This is a genomic window from Streptomyces diversicolor (assembly GCF_057537855.1).
Window position 1 is genome coordinate 45,497 of sequence record NZ_BAAJXA010000052.1, and the last position, 18,514, is coordinate 64,010.

At 72.3% G+C, this 18,514-nt stretch carries 14 protein-coding genes; 11 read left to right on the top strand and 3 right to left on the bottom strand.

The window, feature by feature from the left end:
• Positions 1 to 17 precede the first annotated feature (17 nt).
• The gene (locus AC27LF_RS39410) at positions 18 to 344 is read right to left on the bottom strand and encodes a TraR/DksA family transcriptional regulator (RefSeq protein WP_479661149.1); all 327 of its coding nucleotides are present in this window, start codon (positions 342 to 344) and stop codon (positions 18 to 20) included.
• 383 nt (positions 345 to 727) lie between these two features.
• On the opposite strand from AC27LF_RS39410, the gene AC27LF_RS39415 reads away from it, so the two are divergent.
• The 4 genes from AC27LF_RS39415 (at position 728) to secD (ending at position 5,689) form a co-directional block, all read left to right on the top strand.
• Positions 728 to 1,687: a HAMP domain-containing sensor histidine kinase gene (locus AC27LF_RS39415; RefSeq protein WP_479661132.1), complete on the top strand. Its 960-nt coding sequence runs from the start codon at positions 728 to 730 to the stop codon at positions 1,685 to 1,687.
• Positions 1,688 to 1,689: 2 nt separating this feature from the next.
• Positions 1,690 to 2,349 (top strand): response regulator, encoded by a 660-nt coding sequence (locus tag AC27LF_RS39420; protein WP_404031086.1) that lies wholly within the window; start codon positions 1,690 to 1,692, stop codon positions 2,347 to 2,349.
• A gap of 80 nt (positions 2,350 to 2,429) precedes the next feature.
• A complete protein-coding gene (locus AC27LF_RS39425) occupies positions 2,430 to 3,293 on the top strand; it encodes a hypothetical protein (RefSeq protein WP_479664736.1) in 864 nt (287 codons plus the stop codon).
• A gap of 68 nt (positions 3,294 to 3,361) precedes the next feature.
• Positions 3,362 to 5,689, top strand: coding sequence for a protein translocase subunit SecD (gene secD / locus AC27LF_RS39430; RefSeq protein ID WP_479661134.1), 2,328 nt, complete (start codon positions 3,362 to 3,364; stop codon positions 5,687 to 5,689).
• A gap of 17 nt (positions 5,690 to 5,706) precedes the next feature.
• Here secD and AC27LF_RS39435 read toward each other — a convergent pair whose 3' ends face one another.
• On the bottom strand, positions 5,707 to 6,342 hold the full coding sequence (locus AC27LF_RS39435; RefSeq protein WP_479661135.1) for a class I SAM-dependent methyltransferase: 636 nt from the start codon (positions 6,340 to 6,342) through the stop codon (positions 5,707 to 5,709).
• 208 nt (positions 6,343 to 6,550) lie between these two features.
• On the bottom strand, positions 6,551 to 9,154 hold the full coding sequence (locus AC27LF_RS39440) for a PA14 domain-containing protein (RefSeq protein ID WP_479661136.1): 2,604 nt from the start codon (positions 9,152 to 9,154) through the stop codon (positions 6,551 to 6,553).
• Positions 9,155 to 9,312: 158 nt separating this feature from the next.
• Here AC27LF_RS39440 and AC27LF_RS39445 point away from each other — a divergent pair, with 158 nt between their 5' ends.
• The 7 genes from AC27LF_RS39445 to AC27LF_RS39475 all read left to right on the top strand — a co-directional run bounded on the left by AC27LF_RS39445 (position 9,313) and on the right by AC27LF_RS39475 (position 18,403).
• Positions 9,313 to 10,326 (top strand): LacI family DNA-binding transcriptional regulator, encoded by a 1,014-nt coding sequence (locus AC27LF_RS39445; protein WP_479661137.1) that lies wholly within the window; start codon positions 9,313 to 9,315, stop codon positions 10,324 to 10,326.
• A gap of 164 nt (positions 10,327 to 10,490) precedes the next feature.
• Positions 10,491 to 11,588, top strand: coding sequence for an ABC transporter substrate-binding protein (locus AC27LF_RS39450; protein WP_479661138.1), 1,098 nt, complete (start codon positions 10,491 to 10,493; stop codon positions 11,586 to 11,588).
• Between the two features lies 1 nt (position 11,589).
• Positions 11,590 to 13,107 carry a sugar ABC transporter ATP-binding protein gene (locus AC27LF_RS39455; protein ID WP_479661139.1) on the top strand — a complete coding sequence of 506 codons (1,518 nt, stop codon included), beginning with the start codon at positions 11,590 to 11,592 and terminating at the stop codon, positions 13,105 to 13,107.
• Positions 13,100 to 14,062 carry an ABC transporter permease gene (locus AC27LF_RS39460; protein ID WP_479661140.1) on the top strand — a complete coding sequence of 321 codons (963 nt, stop codon included), beginning with the start codon at positions 13,100 to 13,102 and terminating at the stop codon, positions 14,060 to 14,062. The genes AC27LF_RS39455 and AC27LF_RS39460 overlap by 8 nt, the downstream gene beginning before the upstream one ends.
• Before the next feature lie 23 nt (positions 14,063 to 14,085).
• On the top strand, positions 14,086 to 15,090 hold the full coding sequence (locus AC27LF_RS39465; protein ID WP_479661150.1) for an ABC transporter permease: 1,005 nt from the start codon (positions 14,086 to 14,088) through the stop codon (positions 15,088 to 15,090).
• 398 nt (positions 15,091 to 15,488) lie between these two features.
• Positions 15,489 to 16,643, top strand: a complete 1,155-nt coding sequence (locus tag AC27LF_RS39470) for an acyltransferase family protein (protein WP_479661141.1) — start codon at positions 15,489 to 15,491, stop codon at positions 16,641 to 16,643.
• Between the two features lie 608 nt (positions 16,644 to 17,251).
• Positions 17,252 to 18,403: a glutathione-independent formaldehyde dehydrogenase gene (locus AC27LF_RS39475; RefSeq protein ID WP_479661142.1), complete on the top strand. Its 1,152-nt coding sequence runs from the start codon at positions 17,252 to 17,254 to the stop codon at positions 18,401 to 18,403.
• The last annotated feature ends 111 nt before the right edge of the window (positions 18,404 to 18,514 follow it).

The following is an 18,514-nucleotide window of genomic DNA, read 5'->3' on the forward strand; positions in this document are numbered from 1 at the left end:
GGGGCCGCCAGGACGGCTCAGGCGGTGGCGCGGCGGCAGGCGACGCAGTGACGGGTGTAGGGAAGGATCTCCAGGCGCTCCGGGGGCACGGGCTGGGCACAGCCGAGGCAGACGCCGTAACTGCCGTCCTCGATGCGGGCGAACGCGGCCTCGATCTCCGCGAGCACGCCCTGGATGGCGGTCCGCTGCGCGGACATGAGGTGGTCGTCCGCCGTCTGACCGGTCTCGTCCAGGGCCTCCAGCTGGGTCAGCCGGGTGGCGCGCGCGTGTTCGAGCCGGCGGCGTGCCTCGTCCGGGCTCAGGCGGGCGGAACGGGACGCGGTGCGCGAGGTGTCGAGGGGCACGCGCGGGGTGTCGAGGGACATGGTGGGGCCCTTTCTCGGCCGGTGCGGATGGTGGGCGGCGGCGGACGGCGCCGGGCGGCGGGCGGTCCGACGGCCACACCGTCCGTGCACGCAGCGGTTCGGTCATGCCTCAAGCCTGCTGGCCGCGGCGGCCCGGTCCCATCGGGCGCAGGCCCCATTTCCCCGAGGTCGGAGCATCCATCCGGGGTCCGCATGGGTACGTCGAGCCATCCGAAATGGGCGTCAGGTCCCATCGACCGGCGGCCGGGCGGCGGTCATGCTGGGGCGGGCGCGCGTCGGGACCCGGGGGCCGCGGGCCGGTGCCGGGGTGCGATGGACGACAGTAGAGGCAGGCCGCGTCACACGAGGAGGAGTACGCACCGGTGTCCCTGTTCTGGCGGATCTTTGCGCTCAACGCCGCGGTGCTGGGTACGGCCACGGCGCTGCTGCTGTGGGCTCCCGTCACCGTTTCCGTGCCGGTCGTGCTGACCGAGGCGATCATCCTGCTGGGCGGGCTCGCCGTGCTGCTGACCGCCAACGCCGCCCTGCTGCGCTGGGGCCTGGCCCCCCTGGACCGGCTCACCCGGCTGATGACCACCGTCGATCTGCTGCGGCCCGGCCAGCGGCTGCCCGCCCGGGGCGGCGCGGAGGTCGCCGACCTGATCCGCACCTTCAACGCGATGCTGGAGCGCCTTGAGCAGGAACGGGCCACGAGCAGTGCCCGGGTGCTGCTCGCGCAGGAGGCGGAGCGCCGCCGTATCGCTCAGGAGCTGCACGACGAGGTCGGGCAGAGCCTGACCGCCGTGCTGCTCGCGCTGAAGCGGGCCGCGGACGAGGCGGAGGAGCCGTTGCGCGGGGAGCTGCGCCAGGTACAGGAGATCACCCGGGAGAGCCTGGACGAGGTACGCCGCCTGGTGCGCCGGCTGCGCCCGGGCGTGCTGGACGACCTGGGTCTGGTGAGCGCGCTGACCTCGCTCACCCATGACTTCGCCACCCACACCGGGCTGCGGGTGCAGCGCCGCTTCGCGGCCGACCTGCCCGCGCTGGAGCCGGAGACCGAGCTGGTGCTCTACCGGGTCGCCCAGGAGAGCCTGACCAACGCCGCCCGCCACGCGGACGCCGAGCGGGTCGTGGTGGCGTTGCAGCACACCGATGACGCGGTGGTCCTCGCCGTCACCGACGACGGCCGGGGAATGAAGGCGGCACGCGAGGGCGCGGGCATCCGCGGCATGCGGGAGCGGGCCCTGCTCATCGGTGCCGCCCTTGACATCTCCCCCGTCTGCGCACCCCGTACCGGCACCCAGATCCGGCTCGCCGCGCCCGTCCCGAGAAAGCAGTCCTGACCATGCCCGACCCAGCCAAGATCCGCATTCTGCTCGCCGACGACCACGCATTGGTACGGCGCGGTGTGCGGCTCATCCTCGACCGGGAGCCCGACCTGGAGGTGGTCGCCGAGGCGGGTGACGGGGCGGAGGCCATCGAGATGGCCCGCAGCCACGAGGTCGACCTCGCGGTCCTGGACATCGCCATGCCCCGGCTGACCGGGTTGCAGGCCACCCGGGAGCTCGCCGGGCTGAAGCCGGGGCTGCGGATCCTGATGCTCACGATGCACGACAACGAGCAGTACTTCTTCCAGGCGTTGAAGGCGGGCGCCTGCGGCTATGTGCTGAAGTCGGTCGCCGACCGGGATCTGGTGGCGGCCTGCCGGGCCGCGATGCGCGACGAGCCCTTCCTCTACCCGGGCGCGGTCACCGCCCTGATCCGCAACTACCTGGAGCGGGTGCGGCACGGCGAGGAGACGCCGGACCAGATCCTCACGCCCCGCGAGGAGGAGGTGCTGAAGCTGGTGGCCGAGGGGCGGTCGTCCAAGGAGATCGCCGAACTGCTCTTCATCAGCGTCAAGACGGTCCAGCGGCACCGGGCCAACCTGCTGCAGAAGCTCGGTCTGCGCGACCGGCTCGACCTCACCCGGTACGCGATCCGGGCCGGGCTCGTCGAGCCCTGATCCTCCGCTTCGGCGGGCCCCGGGCCCGCCTGCCGCTGCACGACCGCCACCAGGAACGCCACCAGGAAAGGGGACGGCGCATGTCCGTGCGTCCGCACGCCGTCCCCCTGGCGCCGGCCGGCCGGCCCATGGCCCTCCCCCGGGCCGTGGCCGAGGGGCCGGCCCGCCGGCTCGCCGTGCTGACGGCCGTCCTGCTGGCCCTGCTGACGACGGCCTTCACCCCGACGGATCCCCGCCCAGCTCCGGCCCCCGCGACACCGGCCCCCGCGTCGGCGCCCGCGAACGGCCACCAGGCCGATGCCGCCCGCCGCGCCGTCGGCGCCGCCGCGGCCGATGCCGCCCACCACACCGACGGCACCGCCCCGGACAACGCGGTCCATCAAGGCAACGGCGTCCACCGAGGCGACGCCACTCACCGGCCCCACGCCGACGCGGACCACCACGCCGACGACACCGGCCAGGCCGCCACACACCACGAGCACCACGCCCAACACCCCCGCCCACCCGACCACCACACGACCCCACACAGCCACCGCGACACCCCCACCCACCAGACCCACCCCCACGCCGACGCGGACCACCACGCCGACGGCGCCAGCCGGGCCGGCACACACCGCGAGCACCACGTCGAACGCCCCGGCCTACCCGGCCGGCAGGCGACCCCACACGGTCACCACGGGGAGCCCATCCACCGGGCCAACCCCCACTCCCGTGCCGACGTCGAGCACGATGCCCGCGGTGCAAGTCGGGCCGGTATGCGCCACGAGCAGCACGCCGAGCGGCCGGGGCCGACCGGGCAGCACGTGGCTGCCGTGGCCGTCGGCGCGTCCCTCCCCGTTCCCGGTGCCGCGCGGGCGCCGTGGGGTGCGGACGTTCCCGGGCCCTCGGGGTCCGGCGCGCCCCCGGAGCGCGGACGGGCGCCTCCCCTGTCCTCCGGCTCCTGATCTTTCCGTCCTGACCGTCCGCCGCGACCGCGCCGGCCGCAGCCGCGGCATGCCCGCCGGAGGCACCGTTGACCCGTTCCCGCTACCGTCCCCCCGCCCGCTCGCGTTCCCGCTCGCCGCGCGGCCGCGCGCTGCTCGCCCTCGCCGTGATCGCCGTATCGCTGTACATCGCCCTGACCGTGCCGGTCCGCCTCGGGCTCGATCTGCGCGGCGGCACCCAGATCGTGCTGGAGACCCGCTCGACCGAGACCGTGGACGCCGACCGCGCGGCCACCGACCGCACCCTGGAGGTGCTGCGGGGCCGCGTCGACGCGCTCGGCGTCGCCGAACCCACCCTCGTCCGTTCCGGCAGCAACCGGATCATCGTGGAGCTGCCGGGCGTGCAGGACCCGAAGAAGGCCGCCGCCGTGCTCGGCCGTACCGCGCAGCTCACCGTCCACCCGGTGCTCGGCACCGCCGCCGAGGCGCCCCGGTCGCAGTCCGGGACGTCCGGGGAGCGGACCCTGCCCGACGAGTCGGGACAGTTGCTGCGGCTCGGGGCGGCGGCCCTGACCGGACAGCACGTCAAGGGCGCCGCCGCGCGCTTCGACCAGGAGTCCGGTGCCGGCTGGGGCGTCACCGTGGACTTCAACCGCTCGGGCCGCGACCGGTGGACCGGGCTGACCGGCGAGGCGGCCTGCCGTCCCGTCGGCGATCCCACGCGCCGCGTGGCGATCGTCCTCGACGACAAGATCATCTCCGCGCCGCAGGTCGACCCGTCGGTCTCCTGCGGTACGGGCATCCCCGGCGGCTCGACCGTGATCACCGGGGCGTTCGACGACGCCGGCTCCCGTGAACTGGCGCTGCTCATCAGCGGCGGCGCCCTGCCGGTGCCGGTCGAGACCGTCGAGCAGCACACCGTCGGCCCCAGCCTGGGCGCCCGGGCCATCACCGCGAGCGCCTGGGCCGCGGCCCTCGGCACCGCACTCACGTCGCTGTTCATCATCGGCGTGTACCGGCTGATGGGCGTCCTCGCGACCGTGGCACTGCTCTGCTACGGCCTGATCTCCTATGCCGCCCTTGCCGCCTTGGGCGCCACCCTGACGCTGCCGGGCCTCGCCGGTTTCGTCCTGGCGATCGGCATGGCCGTCGACGCCAACGTGCTCGTCTTCGAACGCGCCCGGGAGGAGAGCGCGGCCCGGCTCAGGTCCGGTCCGCGGTCGGCGCTCGCCGCCGGTTTCCGCAACGCCTTCAGCGCGATCGCCGACTCCAACATCACCACGCTGATCGCGGCGGCCCTGCTGTTCTTCCTCGCCTCAGGGCCGGTGCGCGGCTTCGGCGTCACCCTCGGCATCGGCGTGATCGCGTCGATGGTCAGCGCCCTGGTCATCACGCGGGTGCTCGCCGAGTACGCGGCCGGCCGGCCCTGGGTGCGGCGCCGCCCCCGGCTGACCGGCATCGCCACCACCGGCGCGGTCCGTGACCGGCTGGTGCGGCGCGACCCGCGGCTGATGCGTCATCCGCGGCGCTGGCTGGCGGTCTCCGGCGTGGCCCTCGTCCTCGCCGGGTCGGGCATCGCGTTCCGCGGCCTCGACCTCGGCATCGAGTTCACCGGGGGGCGGCTCATCGAGTACGCCACCAGTACCCCGGTCGACCCGGAACGGGCCCGTGCCGCGCTGGCCGACGCCGGTTTCCCGCAGGCCGTCGTGCAGTCCTCCGGCGATGCCCGGCTCACGGTGCGCACCGGTGAGCTGACCGACGCGCAGGCGGCCGAGGTCACCGAGGCCGTCGGTGGCCTCGGCGGCACGGCACAGCGGGTCCGTGACGAATTGGTGGGCCCCAGCCTGGGTGACGAGCTGCGCCGTAACGCCCTGATCGCGCTGGCCGTGGCCCTCGGTGCCCAACTTCTGTATCTCGCCGCCCGCTTCCGCTGGCTGCTCGGCACCGCGGCGGTGGCCGCGCTGGCCCACGACGTGCTCATCCTGGTGGGTGTCTTCGCCTGGCTGGGCAAGCCCGTCGACGGCGTGTTCCTCGCCGCGCTGCTCACCGTCATCGGCTATTCGGTCAACGACTCGGTCGTCGTGTTCGACCGGGTCAGGGAGTTGCTGCGCCGCGACCGGGCGGCGCTGGCGGACATCGCCGACCGGGCGATCGTGCAGACCCTGCCGCGCACGGTGAACACGGGGATGGGCGCCGCGCTGATCCTGACCGCGCTGGCGGTGCTCGGCGGCGACTCGCTCACCGATTTCGCTCTGGCGCTGCTGATCGGTCTTGCGGTCGGCACGTATTCCTCGGTGTTCACCGCCACGCCCCTGGCCGTCGAGTTGGACGGCCGCCGCGGCCGGTCTGTCGCGGACCGCCGAACGGCCCGGCCGGCCGCCGCGCGCAACCGGAGCAAGCGGGAACCGGCGGGCTGACCGGGGCCTGCGGAGATTCAGTCGGTGCGGCGCACGCGCCACACGTGGTCGTCGCGGAAACCCTCCGTGCCCTCGGGTGACGTGCTGGTGCGCCGCACCGACTCCAGTGTCTCGACGGTCCAGTGCTCCTCGGGCAGCGCGAGTTCGTCGAGGACGCCGCGCAGCGTGGGGAACGCGTGAGGGAAGGGGGGTTCGGTCTGCCAGGACGGCCAGCCGGCGTGCAGGACGACGAGGAGCGTGCCGCCGGCGGCGACCGCGTCGACGGCACGGCGCAGTACCTCGCGCTGGTCCAGTTCCACCGGGGACTGCAGATACTGGACATTCACCAGGTCGAACCGGCCCCGGGGGAAGCTCGGGCCCAGTTCGTGGCGCTCCCAGGAGACGCGGTCGGCGACTCCCGCCTCGGCGGCGTGCGCGGCGGCGCGGTCGAGGGCCGTGGCCGAGATGTCGACGCCGGTGACCCGCCAGCCCTGTGTGGCCAGCCACACGGCGTCGGCGCCCTCGCCGCAGCCGAGGTCGAGGGCGGTGCCGGGGCGCAGCCCGGCGGTCTCGCGGACGAGCAGCGCGTTGGGCCGGCCGCTCCAGACCCGGTCGGCGGTGCGGTATCTGGTCTCCCAGAACTCCTCGGGTCGCATGGTGGGCATCTCGGTCATGGGGCCTCCCTTGGGTTCGGCGCGGTCCGGGCTCCCGGTGCCACGCGGGGAGAGCCTGCGCCGATCCGGCCGCAGGCGGCAATGTTCTTTGCGGTTTCCGCAAAGCGTGCCCTGCGGCCGGGGAGGGTACGGCGTCCCGTCCACCGGGTTCGGACGGGACGCCGGGGCCGCCCGGCGGGCGGGATGGTGCGCGCCGGGCGGCCGGGTGTCAGGCGCAGCCCGCGGGGGTCGCCCGGGACGCGTCGCCGATCAGTGCCTCGTGGGCGGCCTTGAGCCGCCGCACGTCCGGCTTGACGACCTTGCGGTCGTAGGTGATCAGCCCGTTCAGCTCGCCCTCGACGTCCGTGATCTGGGTGTACACGGCGCCGTTGCCGCCCCGGCAGGCCAGGGCGTGCACCTCGGCGAGCTTGGTGAGGTAGTCGTCGGTGTAGGTGGCCGGATCGACGTCGACGTACGACTGCTGCACCGACCAGGCGTGCCCGGGTACGGCGAGGCCGAGACCGCCGTACTCGCCGCTGACCAGGGCCCGTTCGCCGTCCGAATGCGGGGGCAGCGCGGGGCTCGGGTAGCCGTGCTCGTCCATGATGTCGCCGGTGCCGCCGTCCGCGCCGAGGTTGAGGCCCGACATGCTGTTGACCAGCCGGGTGGGGTCCCACGCCTTGGCCTGGTCGGCGATGCGGGCCATGTCGTACTGGCCCCAGCCCTCGTTGAAGGTGACCCACATGACGATCGACGGGCTGCTGATGTGCTCGTCGATCATCTGCTTCATCTCGCGCTCGTACCGGGCGCGCGAGGCGCTGTCCGGGTTGCGGCCCGCGGTCATCGCCGGCATGTCCTGCCACACCATCAGGCCCAGCTTGTCGGCCCAGTAGAACCAGCGGTCCGGCTCGACCTTGATGTGTTTGCGGACGGCGTTGAAGCCCATCTTCTTGTGCATCTTCAGGTCGTAGGCGAGCGCTTCGTCACTCGGCGCGGTGTGCAGGCCGTCCGGCCAGAAGCCCTGGTCCAGGGTGGCCATCATGAACACCGGTTCGCCGTTGAGGACGGTGCGCGGGGTGCCGTCGATCTTCTCGACCTCGATGGACCGCATGCCGAAGTAGCTGCCGACGCGGTCGGCGCCGACGCTCACCTTCAGGTCGTACAGATACGGATCGTCCGGCGACCAGAGCCGGGGGTTTCGGATCTTCAGGGTGAGCGGGGTGCCGCTGCGTCCGGTGGCGGTGGCGACCGGACGGTTGCCCGCGTACGCCGTCGCCGTGACCGCGAGTCCGTCGCGCACGCCCTTCGGCTCGACGGTCAGGGTGCCCGCGTCGACGTCGGGGGTGAGCTTGAGGGAGTCGACGTGGTCGGCGGCGACGGGTTCCAGCCACACGGTCTGCCAGATGCCGGAGCTGGGCGTGTACCAGATGCCGCTGGGGTCGAGCCGCTGCTTGCCGAGCGGCGGGTTCTCGCCGTTCGCGGAGTCGGTCGGGTCGTAGACGCCGACGATCAGTTCCTGGGTGCGGCCGGGCCTGAGGGCGTCGGTGATGTCGACGCCGAACTTGTCGTAGCCGCCCTCGTGTTCGGTCACCTTGGTGCCGTTGACATACACCTCGGTACGCCAGTCGACCGCGCCGAAGTTGAGTTGCAGGCGCTTGCCGGAGCCGATCTTCCAGCCGGCCGGGACGGTGAAGGTGCGCCGGTACCACATCCGGTCCTCGTGCCGTTCGAGGCCGGAGAGCTGGGACTCGACGGGGAAGGGGACGAGGATGCGCTCGGCGAGGTCGCGGCCGACCGGCGGCTGCTCGCCGGCCTTGGCGGCGGCGAACTGCCAGCTGCCGTTGAGGTTCTGCCAGTCGCCGCGGGTCAACTGGGGCCTCGGGTACTCGCGGTGGGCGTTGGCCGGGGTGACGTCCTCGGCCCAGGGGGTGCGCAGCTCGTACGTGGAGTGGTTGGCGCCGCTGCTCCAGAACGGGCTGACAACGTTGCCGTCCGCGCCGGTCAGGCCGCCCGCCCCGTCGTAGCGCACGTCGGCGGTGCCGCGCGCGGTGCCGGTCTTGTTGCCGACGACGGGCTCCTTGAGCGGGACCAGCAGCGACTTGTGGTCGGCCGGGTCGAGGCGGGCCCGGCCGATCGGCCAGGCGGCGCCGCCGATCACGGCGTTCAGGTGGTCGGTGAGCTTGGCCGGGGGCTTGGCGAGGGCCTGGGCGAAGTCGAGGCGCAAGGTGCGGCCGTCCTTCAGGACCGTGGTGCCGATGGCGCCGTCGTAGGCGTAGCCCTCGGGCAGCCGGAACGCCGACTGCGGGATCGCCGTCTTGGCGGCGCCCGGCGGGGTCCAGCGGACGTGCAGGTTGGAGCCCCCGTAGTGCTCGAAGTACTCGACCTTGAAGTCGTAGGACTGCCCGGCCGTCAACTCCACGGGCTGCGCGGTCTGTTCGCGGTCCCAGTCGTCGACCCAGTGGTCGATGACGAGCCGGCCGCCGACCCAGAGGCGGAAGCCGTTGTCACCGATGATCGAGAAGGTGGTGGGGCCGGTCTTCTCCGGCACGATCCGGCCGGTCCAGCGGACGCTGACGTCGTCCGACTGCCCGGTGGCCGAACTCAGCCGGGACTCCAGCGAGTCGAAGTCCAGTTGCGGGTCGAATCCGGTGGCCTTGAGTTCGTGGAAGTCGAAGGCGCCGGGCGCGGACTGGGTGTAGTACTCGCCCTTGAGGCCGTGGACCTCGACGGGGTCCTCCGCGGCCGTCGCGGCGGGTGCGGCGGCGAGTCCCGCGGCGCCCAGCACTGCCGCGAGGAGCAGGACGAGTCGGTCTCTGATCGGTCTGATGCGCACGAATCCTCCTTGACTGAGGAAGGGTGGCGGCTCGGTGCTTCAGTCTGTACAACGTTGGAAGCAGAGGCAGTTGGCATGAGAGCACGGGCTCTCATCCGCTGTCCAGATCCATGACAAAAGCTCCGTCCCGGAGCACCCGTCGATGCCGAGGAGATCCCTTGCGGGTCAGCCTGAAGGACGTGGCCGAACGTGCCGGCGTCTCGATCAAGACCGTGTCCAACGTCGTCAACAACTATCCGCACGTCACACCGGCCATGCGGGCCAGGGTGCAGCAGGCCATCGACGAGCTGGGTTACCGGCCGAACCTCACCGCGCGCCATCTGCGCAAGGGCCGTACCGGCATCATCGCGCTGGCCGTCCCGGAACTCGGCAACCCGTACTTCGCCGAGCTGGCGGGCGCCGTGATCGACGCCGCGGCCGAGCACGAGTTCACGGTGCTGCTCGACCACACGCGCGGTGAACGCGAACGGGAGCTGCTGGTCAGCCAGGGGTTCCGGGCCCGGGTGATCGACGGGCTGATCCTCAGCCCGCTGGAGCTGGAGGCCGAGGACCTGCGCGGCCGGGCCGACGACGTGCCGCTGGTGCTGCTCGGCGAGCGGGAGTACGACCTGCCGTTCGACCACATCGCGATCGACAACGTGGCCGCCGCACGCACCGCGGTGCGCCATCTCCTCGGCCGCGGCCGGACCCGGATCGCCTATCTCGGCGTCCGCACGGATTCCGCCAACCGCCCCGCCCATCTGCGCCTTGACGGCTGGCGGGCCGAACTGGCGGCGGCCGGGGTCCCGGCCCCGGACGACCTGGTCGTGCCGGTCGGCGGCTGGGACCGGGACGACGGCGCGCGGGCCATGGCGCAGCTGCTGGACGCGGGCGTGCGGCCCGACGCGGTCTTCGCGTTCAACGATCTCATCGCGATTGGTGCCATGCGGGTGCTGCACGAGCGTGGGCTCAGGGTGCCGTGGGACGTCGCCGTGGTGGGCTTCGACGACATCGCCGAGAGCCGCTTCGGGGCCGTCTCGCTGACCACGATCTCGCCCGACAAGCAGGCGATCGCCCGGCTCGCGGTGGCCTCGCTGCTGCGCAGCCTGTCCGGCCGGCAGGACCCCGGTGGACGTGAACTCACCGCGGAATTCCGGCTGGTGGAGCGGGAGAGCACGCTGGGCCGGCGCTGACCGCCGGCCCGGTCGGGCGGGCCGGGATTTCGGACGGAAGGGTTTACAGCGCCCTTCCAACGATGTAAAAACCTCCCCTGAACGACGTGCACGCCGTGTTGACCGCAAGTGCCACCTCCCCGTGAGCGCTCTCAGCGCCGGGGCCGCGCCGTTTGGGGACTGTCATGAAGCCCACGTCACTGCGTTCCCGTGCCTGTGCACGGGCCCTTCTCGCCACCGGTCTCGTCACGGGCCTGGCCCTGATCACCGGCTGCGCCAAGTCCGAGGACTCCGCCGCCACGACCGACAAGTCGTCCGCCCAGCAGGCCGATTCGGGCCAGGTGGTCGCCTCGCCCAGCGCCTCGGGACCCACCTGTGCCATCGACGCGTACGGCGGCGACAAGATCGACCTGAAGTCCGCCACCGTCGGCTTCTCCCAGTCCGAGAAGGAGGCCAATCCGTTCCGGATCGCGGAGACCGCCTCGATCAAGGAGGAGGCGGCCAAGCGCGGCGTCAAGCTCCTCACCGCCAACGCACAGTCCCAGTTCTCCAAGCAGATCAGCGACGTCCAGGACCTCATCGCCAAGGGCGCCGACCTGTTGGTGATCGCACCGCTCAACTCGGACGGCTGGGAACCCGTGCTGCGCACCGCCGCGGCCAAGCACATCCCGATCGTCACCGTCGACCGCAAGATCAACGCGACCGCCTGCAAGGACTATGTGAGCTTCATCGGCTCCGACTTCGTGGAACAGGGCCGGCGGGCCGCGGACCGGATGATCGAGGCGACCGGCGGCAAGGGCGAGATCGCCATCCTGCTGGGCGCGGCCGGAAACAACGTGACCACGGAACGCACCAAGGGCTTCGAGGACCGGCTCAAGGAGAAGGCGCCCGGCCTGAAGGTGGTGTTCCGGCAGACCGGCGAGTTCGCCCGTGAGAAGGGCCAGTCGGTCACCGAGAACCTGATCCAGTCCAAGCCCGGGATCAAGGGCATCTACGCCGAGAACGACGAGATGGGACTGGGCGCGGTGAACGCCCTCAAGGGCGCCGGGAAGAAGCCGGGCGACGTGAAGATCGTGACGATCGACGGCACGCGCAACGCCGTGCAGGGCATCGTGGACGGCTGGATCGACGGTGTCATCGAGTCCAACCCGCGTTTCGGGCCGCTCGCCTTCCAGACCCTCGACGCCTTCACCCAGGGCGGTGCCGTCGCCCAGGACATCGTCATCGAGGACAGCGCGTACACCTCGGCCAACGCCGAGTCGGACCTCGGCAAGGCGTACTGACGTGCTCTCGGTGACCGGCGTGTGCAAGGTCTTCCCCGGCGTGCGGGCCCTGTCCGACGTGGACTTCACCGCCCGCGCCGGGCAGGTGCACGCCCTCGTCGGCGAGAACGGCGCGGGCAAGTCGACCCTCATCAAGGTGCTCACCGGCGTCCATCCGCCGGACGCGGGCGAGATCCGCTACGACGGCAGACCCGTCCGCTTCACCACCCCGCTCGGGGCCCAGCAGGCGGGCATCTCCACCATCTACCAGGAGGTCAACCTGGTCCCGCTGATGAGCGTGGCCCGCAACCTGTTCCTGGGCCGCGAACCCAGGGGCCGGTTCGGCCTGATCGACTTCCGGCGGATGCGCCGGGAGGCGGACGAGGCGCTGCGCGCCCTCGGCATCCGGGTCGACGTGCGCCGTCCGCTGCGTGAACTCGGCGTCGGAGCCCAGCAGATGGTGGCCCTCGCGCGGGCCGTCGCCGTCGACGCGCGGGTGGTGGTGATGGACGAGCCCACCTCGTCCCTCGAACCACGCGAGGTGCGCACCCTGTTCGAGGTGATCCGCATGCTGCGCGACCGGGGCGTCGCCGTCATCTATGTGAGCCACCGCATGGACGAGCTGTACGAGATCTGCGACGCGGTCACCGTGCTGCGCGACGGCCGGGTGGTGCACACCGGGCCGCTCGCCGGACTCGACCGGCTGCGGCTGGTCTCGCTCATGCTGGGCCGGGACGTCGGCGAGGTGCGCGGCGAGGGCCTGACGAAGTTCGCCGGCTCCCACCACGCCACGGCCGAACCGATCCTGAGAGCTGAAGGGTTGACGGTACGTCATCAGCTCAACGGGGTGTCGCTGTCCATCCGGCCCGGCGAGGTGGTCGGGCTGGGCGGGCTGCTCGGCTCGGGCCGCAGCGAGACGGCGCGCGCCGTCGCCGGGGCGCTGCCGACGGACGCCGGCCGGGTCTCGGTCGGCGGCGTGCCCGTGCGCGGCGGTTCGCCGCCCGCCGCGATCCGCGCGGGCATCAGTCTGCTGCCAGAGGACCGCAAGGCCGAAGGGATCGTCCCCGGACTGTCGGTACGGGAGAACATCGCGCTCGCCGCGCTGCCGGCGCTCTCCCGGTTCGGCCTGGTGGACGACGCCCGCATCGACCGGATCGTGGACACCTTCGTACGGCGGCTGCGCATCAAGTCGGCGGGCCCGCAGCAGAAGGTGGGCGAGCTGTCCGGCGGCAACCAGCAGAAGGTGCTGCTGGCCCGCTGGCTGGCCGTGCACCCGAAGGTGCTGCTGCTCGACGAGCCGACGCGCGGGATCGACGTCGGCGCCAAGGCGGAGGTGCAGGCACTCATCGACGAACTCGCCGAGGACGGCCTCGCCGTGCTGCTGATCTCCTCCGACACCGAGGAGCTGATCGAGGGCAGCGACCGGGTCGTGGTGCTCAAGGACGGGCGGGTCGTGGACGAGTTGACCGGGGACGCCGTCACCGAGGACGCGCTGCTGCGCGCCGTCGCGGCGGCACCCGCCGGGGGCCGCCATGACTGAACTCGCCGTCGCACGCGGCTCGCTGGACCGCGCCCGGCTGCTGCGCCTGGCGCAGCAGTACGGCGTGTACGCGGGCGTGGTGGTGCTGCTGCTGTTCAACTTCGCGTTCACCCCGCACTTCGCCTCCGCCGAGAACTTCCGCACCCAGGCCGTCCAGGTGGCCCCGGTGCTGATCGTCGCGCTCGGCATGGCACTGGCGATCGGCACCGAGGGCGTCGACCTGTCGGTGGGCTCGGTGATGGCGCTCGCCACCTCCCTGCTGTCGCTGTACCTCGGCTACGGCCCGTGGCTCGCCGCGCTGGTGGCGGTGGCGGGCGGCATCCTGGTGGGGCTCGCGAACGGCGCCCTGGTCGCGTTCGTGGGCGTACAGCCCATCGTGGCCACGCTCGCCCTGATGGTGGGCGCGCGCGGACTGGCGCTGGTGCTGCTGCCCCAGCTGAAAGACGTGCGTGACCCGGGCATGTCGGCGCTGGGCTCCGGCGATGTGCTGGGCGTGCCCTACCTCGTGCTCATCGCCGCCGCCCTCGCCCTGCTGGTCGCCTTCGTGGTGCGGCGCAGCACGTTCGGGCGGCAGTTGCTCGGCATCGGCGACAGCCGGCCCGCGGCCCGGCTGGCCGGGCTGCCCGTCCGCCGGGTCCTCGTCGTCGTGTACGTCTGCTCGGGCGCGCTGGCCGCGGTCGCGGGCGTCCTCGCCACGGCCCGGCTGACGGCCAGCGACCCCACCTCGCTGGGCACCCTGATGGAACTGTCGGCGATCACCGCGGTGGTCGTCGGGGGCACGCCGCTGTCCGGGGGCCGGGTGCGCATCGGCGGCACGGTGGCCGGCGCCGTTCTGATCCAGTTGCTGACCACCACGCTGGTCAAGCACGACCTGCCGCCGTCGTGGACGCAGATCGCCCAGGCCGTGGTGATCGTCGCCGCCGTCTACGCGGCCCGTGAACGGGGGAAACGATGACCACCGGCACCACGGAGGCCGGCATGCCCTCCGGCACCCTCCACCCGGACACCGGCGAGCCGAGCGGCCCCGGCCGGGCCGAGCGGCTGAGCGCCCTCGCCCAGCAGCACGGCGCGCTCGTCACCCTGCTGCTCGCCATGGTCGTGGCCTCGCTGAGCTTCGACACGTTTCTGACCGGCGACAACCTGGAGAACATGGCGCTGTCCTCGGCGTTCCTCGCCGTGGTCGCGCTGGGCATGACGTTCGTGATCGTCACCGGCGGGATCGATCTGTCCGTCGGCTCGCTGTTCGCGCTGGGCGGCGTGCTGGCCGCCTGGGGCTCGCAGTACGGCACGGCCGTCGCGCTGCTGCTGCCGCTCGCGGTGTGCGGGCTGATCGGGCTGGTCAACGGGCTGCTGATCGCCCGGTCCGGTCTCGCGCCGTTCATCGTGACGCTGGCCGCCATGCTGGGTGCCCGCGGCATCCTCCTCGCGGTCACCGACGAGGGCTCGCGGACGTATCTCGTCGACAAGGACTCCTTCTTCGCGACCCTCGGGCAGGGCTCGCTGCTCGGCATCGGCGTACCGGTGTGGATCACGGTGGCGCTGTTCGTCCTGGGCGCGGTCGTGCTGCGCCGCTCCCGGTTCGGGCAGTACGTGTACGCGGTGGGCGGCAACGAGGACGCGGCGGCCCTGATGGGGGCGCCGGTGGCCCGCACGAAGATCGCCGTCTACACCCTGTCCGGCCTGTGCGCCGGGCTCGCGGGGGCGCTGAACGCGGCCTGGCTGGTGTCGGGCGTGACGATCCTCGGGTCGGGCATGGAGCTGGAGGCCATCTCGGCGGTCGTCATCGGCGGCACCCTGCTCACCGGCGGGTTCGGCTTCGTCAGCGGCTCGCTGGTCGGTGTGCTGCTGCTGAAGGTGATCCAGAACGTCATCAACCAGATCGGCTCCCTCGACTCCGCCTACCAGCAGGTGGTCAGCGGCGCGTTCCTGGCCGTGGTCGTGATCGCCCAGACCTGGCTGGGCCGCCGCCGCAGAATGCTCTGAGCCGTTCCGACGGCCAAGGGCGTCCGTGCCGAGCACGGGACCGTCTTCGGCAACGTCAAGGCCGGCGTCCTCGCCGGGGGCGGCTTTCGTCTGCGGCGTCGTCGTGGCCGGCCGCGCAGTTCCCCGCGCTCCTTCGGGGGCGCCGTCGTGGTGAAGGCTTTCGGCCGCCGCCCCCGCATTCCCCCGGGCGGGGGAAAAACGCGGGGCGGACAGCGCCACGGCCGGTGGCGGGCCGTCCCGGGTCCGCCATCCGGGGGGCCCGCCCCACCTGCCAAGACGCGCCGTCAACGCTCGGCCGCGCCATGGGTGTGAGGTTTCCAAAGGAACCTGCATGAAAGGTGGCGAACTGGCAACGTTCCCTTTCATGCCCGCCCCACACTCCCCCGGAAGGTGATTCGATGACGACGGCGACCAGGACGACCCGCACCACCGGGACGCCGCCCGTCACCGCCCCCTCCCCCGCCGCCCGGCTGCCACCCGCCGCGTCCGCGCCCTCACTGCCGTCCCTGACCGGGCTGCGCTGGGTGGCGGCCCTGCTGGTCTTCGGACTGCACGTACGCAACTTCCACTACTTCGGCGGCGCCGGCGACCGCTATGTGACCTGGGCGTTCGGGCCCGGCGCCAGCGGCGTGTCGTTCTTCTTCGTACTGTCCGGCTTTGTGCTCACCTGGTCCGCGCGGCCCAGGGACCGCGCGCTCGCCTTCTGGCGGCGGCGGATCGCCCGGGTCTATCCGGTACACCTCGTGACGGCCGCGATCGCGCTGCTCATGGCGTTCACACTGGCCCACCAGACCAGACCCGAGCCGTCCCAGGCCGTCGCCAACATGCTGCTGGTGCACTCCTGGTGGCGCCCCTGGTGGCAGACGCTGAACCCGGTCAGCTGGTCCCTCGCCTGCGAGGCGTTCTTCTACGCGGCCTTCCCGCTGCTGGCCCTCCTGCTGCGCCGGCTCGGCGCCCGCGGGTCGGCGGTGCTGGCCGGGGCGTCGGTACTGGCCGTGCTGGTGCTGGCCTGGGCGGAGACGCACCACTGGACGGCGCAGTCGATCAGCGCGAACCCCGCCGCCCGGCTGCCGGAGTTCGTCCTCGGCGCCGCCGCCGCCCGGCTGGTGTTCCTCGACCGGTGGCGCGGGCCCGGCCTTGAGGCGTCGCTCGCCCTCGCGGTCATCGGTTACTTCTTCGTGCCGCAGATCACCCCCGGCTATGCGGCCACCGCCTGCACCATCGTGGGCTTCGGCCTGCTGATCCCGGCGGCGGCCGTCGCGGACCTGCGGGGGCTGCCCTCGATGTGGCGGCGCCGCCGGCTGGTGCGGCTCGGGGAGCTGTCGTTCGCGTTCTACATGGTGCATCTGCTGGTGCTGCGGGCCGGCACCAATGTGCTCGGGCTCTCGCCGCGGTTCGGGGCGGCGGCGGGGCTCGTCGTGACCGCGGTCGCGTTCGCGCTGTCCCTCGGGCTGTCCTGGGTCCTGTACGAGATGGTGGAGCGGCCCGCTCGGCGGGTGCTGCTCGGTGGTCGTCGTGCGGTGACCTTCGGTGCGGGGCGCTCTGCCGGCTGACGCGAACTTCCCCAGCTGTTGCTGGCGTTGACTGTCGTCGGTGGGGCGGGTGGGTTTCGGCTGCGGCGCCGTTGTGGCTGGTCGCGCAGTTCCCCGCGCCCCTTTGACTTTGGGGCGCTGATCGGTACCGTCGGCTGCCACCCGACGACCAACCCGGTATGGGTTTCGACTGCCGCGCCGTCGTGGCTCGCCGCGCAGTTCCCCGCGCCCCCTGCGGGGCGCTGACCGGTACCGTCGGCTGCCACGGGACGCCCGGCCGGGTGGGGCCTTCGACTGTCGCGCCGTTGTGGCTGGTCGCGCAGTTCCCCGCGCCCCTTTGACTTTGGGGCGCTGATCGGTACCGCCGGCTGCCACCCGACGACCAGCCCGGTGTGGGTTTCGGCTGCGGCGCCGTCGTGGCTGGTCGCGCAGTTCCCCGCGCCCCCTTCGGGGCGCTGAGGTTGCGGGTTGCAGGGGCTGGCTTACGGGCGTTCCCTGGAAGTATCGAGTGGCGAAGCAAGAGCGCCTGGGCCCGCGACACGGGCCGACAGGCCGTGTCACGGTGCGCGTCTTCGCGGATGCGGCGGCCCGTCGCCGGTGCCCCGGCGTTCGACGCGGAGGTGGTACAGGTGAAAGCCGTCGTCTACGAGAAGCCCTTCAGCGTGGCTGTGAGGGATGTCGACGATCCGCAGATCCAGCACCCGAACGACGTGCTGGTACGGGTGACGTCGACCGCGATCTGCGGATCCGACCTGCACATGTACGAGGGCCGCACGGCGGCCGAGGCCGGCATCGTCTTCGGGCACGAGAACCTCGGCATCATCGAGGAGGTCGGCAGCGGTGTGACCTCCCTGTCCTCCGGGGACCGCGTCGTGATGCCGTTCAACGTCGCGTGCGGGTTCTGCAAGAACTGTCTCGCCGGCAAGACCGGGTTCTGTCTGACGGTCAACCCGGGGTTCGCCGGCGGTGCCTACGGCTATGTGGCGATGGGCCCCTACAAGGGCGGCCAGGCGGAGCTGTTGCGGGTGCCGTTCGCCGACTTCAACTGTCTGAAGCTGCCGCCGGGCGACGAGTTCGAGACCGACTTCGTGCTGCTCGCCGACATCTTCCCGACCGGATATCACGGTTGCGAACTCGCCAAGGTGTCCCCCGGTGAGAGCGTGGCCGTGTTCGGCGCCGGGCCCGTCGGCCTGATGGCCGCCTACTCGGCGCTGGTGCGCGGTGCGTCCCAGGTGTTCTCCGTGGACCGGGTGCCCGAACGGCTCGCCAAGGCGGCGGAGATCGGGGCCGTCCCGATCGACTTCACCCAGGGCGATCCGACCGAGCAGATCAAGGAGCAGACCCGGGGCGAGGGCACCGACAAGGGCGTGGACGCCGTCGGGTACCAGGCCCAGGCGCACGACGCCAGCCACGAGGAGCCCGCCGTCGTCCTGAACACACTCGTCGAGACGGTGCGGCCGACCGGCATGCTCGGCATACCCGGCCTGTATGTGCCCTCCGACCCGGGCGGACCCGACGAGCACGCCAAGCACGGCCAACTGCTGGTCTCCATCGGCAAGATGTTCGAGAAGGGGCAGCAGATGGGCACGGGCCAGTGCAACGTCAAGCAGTACAACCGCCAGCTGCGCGACCTGATCATCTCGGGGCGGGCCAAGCCCAGCTTCGTGGTCTCGCACGAGCTGCCGCTGGACGACGCTCCGCAGGCGTACGAGAAGTTCGACCAACGGATCGAGGGATACACCAAGGTCGTCCTGCATCCCGGACACGCGCTCGCGGCCTGAGCGCTCCGCTGGAAATGCCGCGATGTGCCGCTGATCATCTGCGGCACCTTCGGGGCTGGTCGCGCAGTTCCCCGCGCCCCTTCAGGGCGCCATCGAACCGCAGCGGACTTC

Coding starts and splice junctions, on each gene's coding strand:
- AC27LF_RS39420 (WP_404031086.1), top strand. CDS start 1,690: ATGCCCGACCCAGCCAAGATCCGCATTCTGCTCGCCGACGACCACGCA.
- AC27LF_RS39425 (WP_479664736.1), top strand. CDS start 2,430: ATGTCCGTGCGTCCGCACGCCGTCCCCCTGGCGCCGGCCGGCCGGCCC.
- AC27LF_RS39435 (WP_479661135.1), bottom strand. CDS start 6,342: ATGACCGAGATGCCCACCATGCGACCCGAGGAGTTCTGGGAGACCAGA.
- AC27LF_RS39450 (WP_479661138.1), top strand. CDS start 10,491: ATGAAGCCCACGTCACTGCGTTCCCGTGCCTGTGCACGGGCCCTTCTC.
- AC27LF_RS39460 (WP_479661140.1), top strand. CDS start 13,100: ATGACTGAACTCGCCGTCGCACGCGGCTCGCTGGACCGCGCCCGGCTG.
- AC27LF_RS39465 (WP_479661150.1), top strand. CDS start 14,086: ATGCCCTCCGGCACCCTCCACCCGGACACCGGCGAGCCGAGCGGCCCC.
- AC27LF_RS39470 (WP_479661141.1), top strand. CDS start 15,489: ATGACGACGGCGACCAGGACGACCCGCACCACCGGGACGCCGCCCGTC.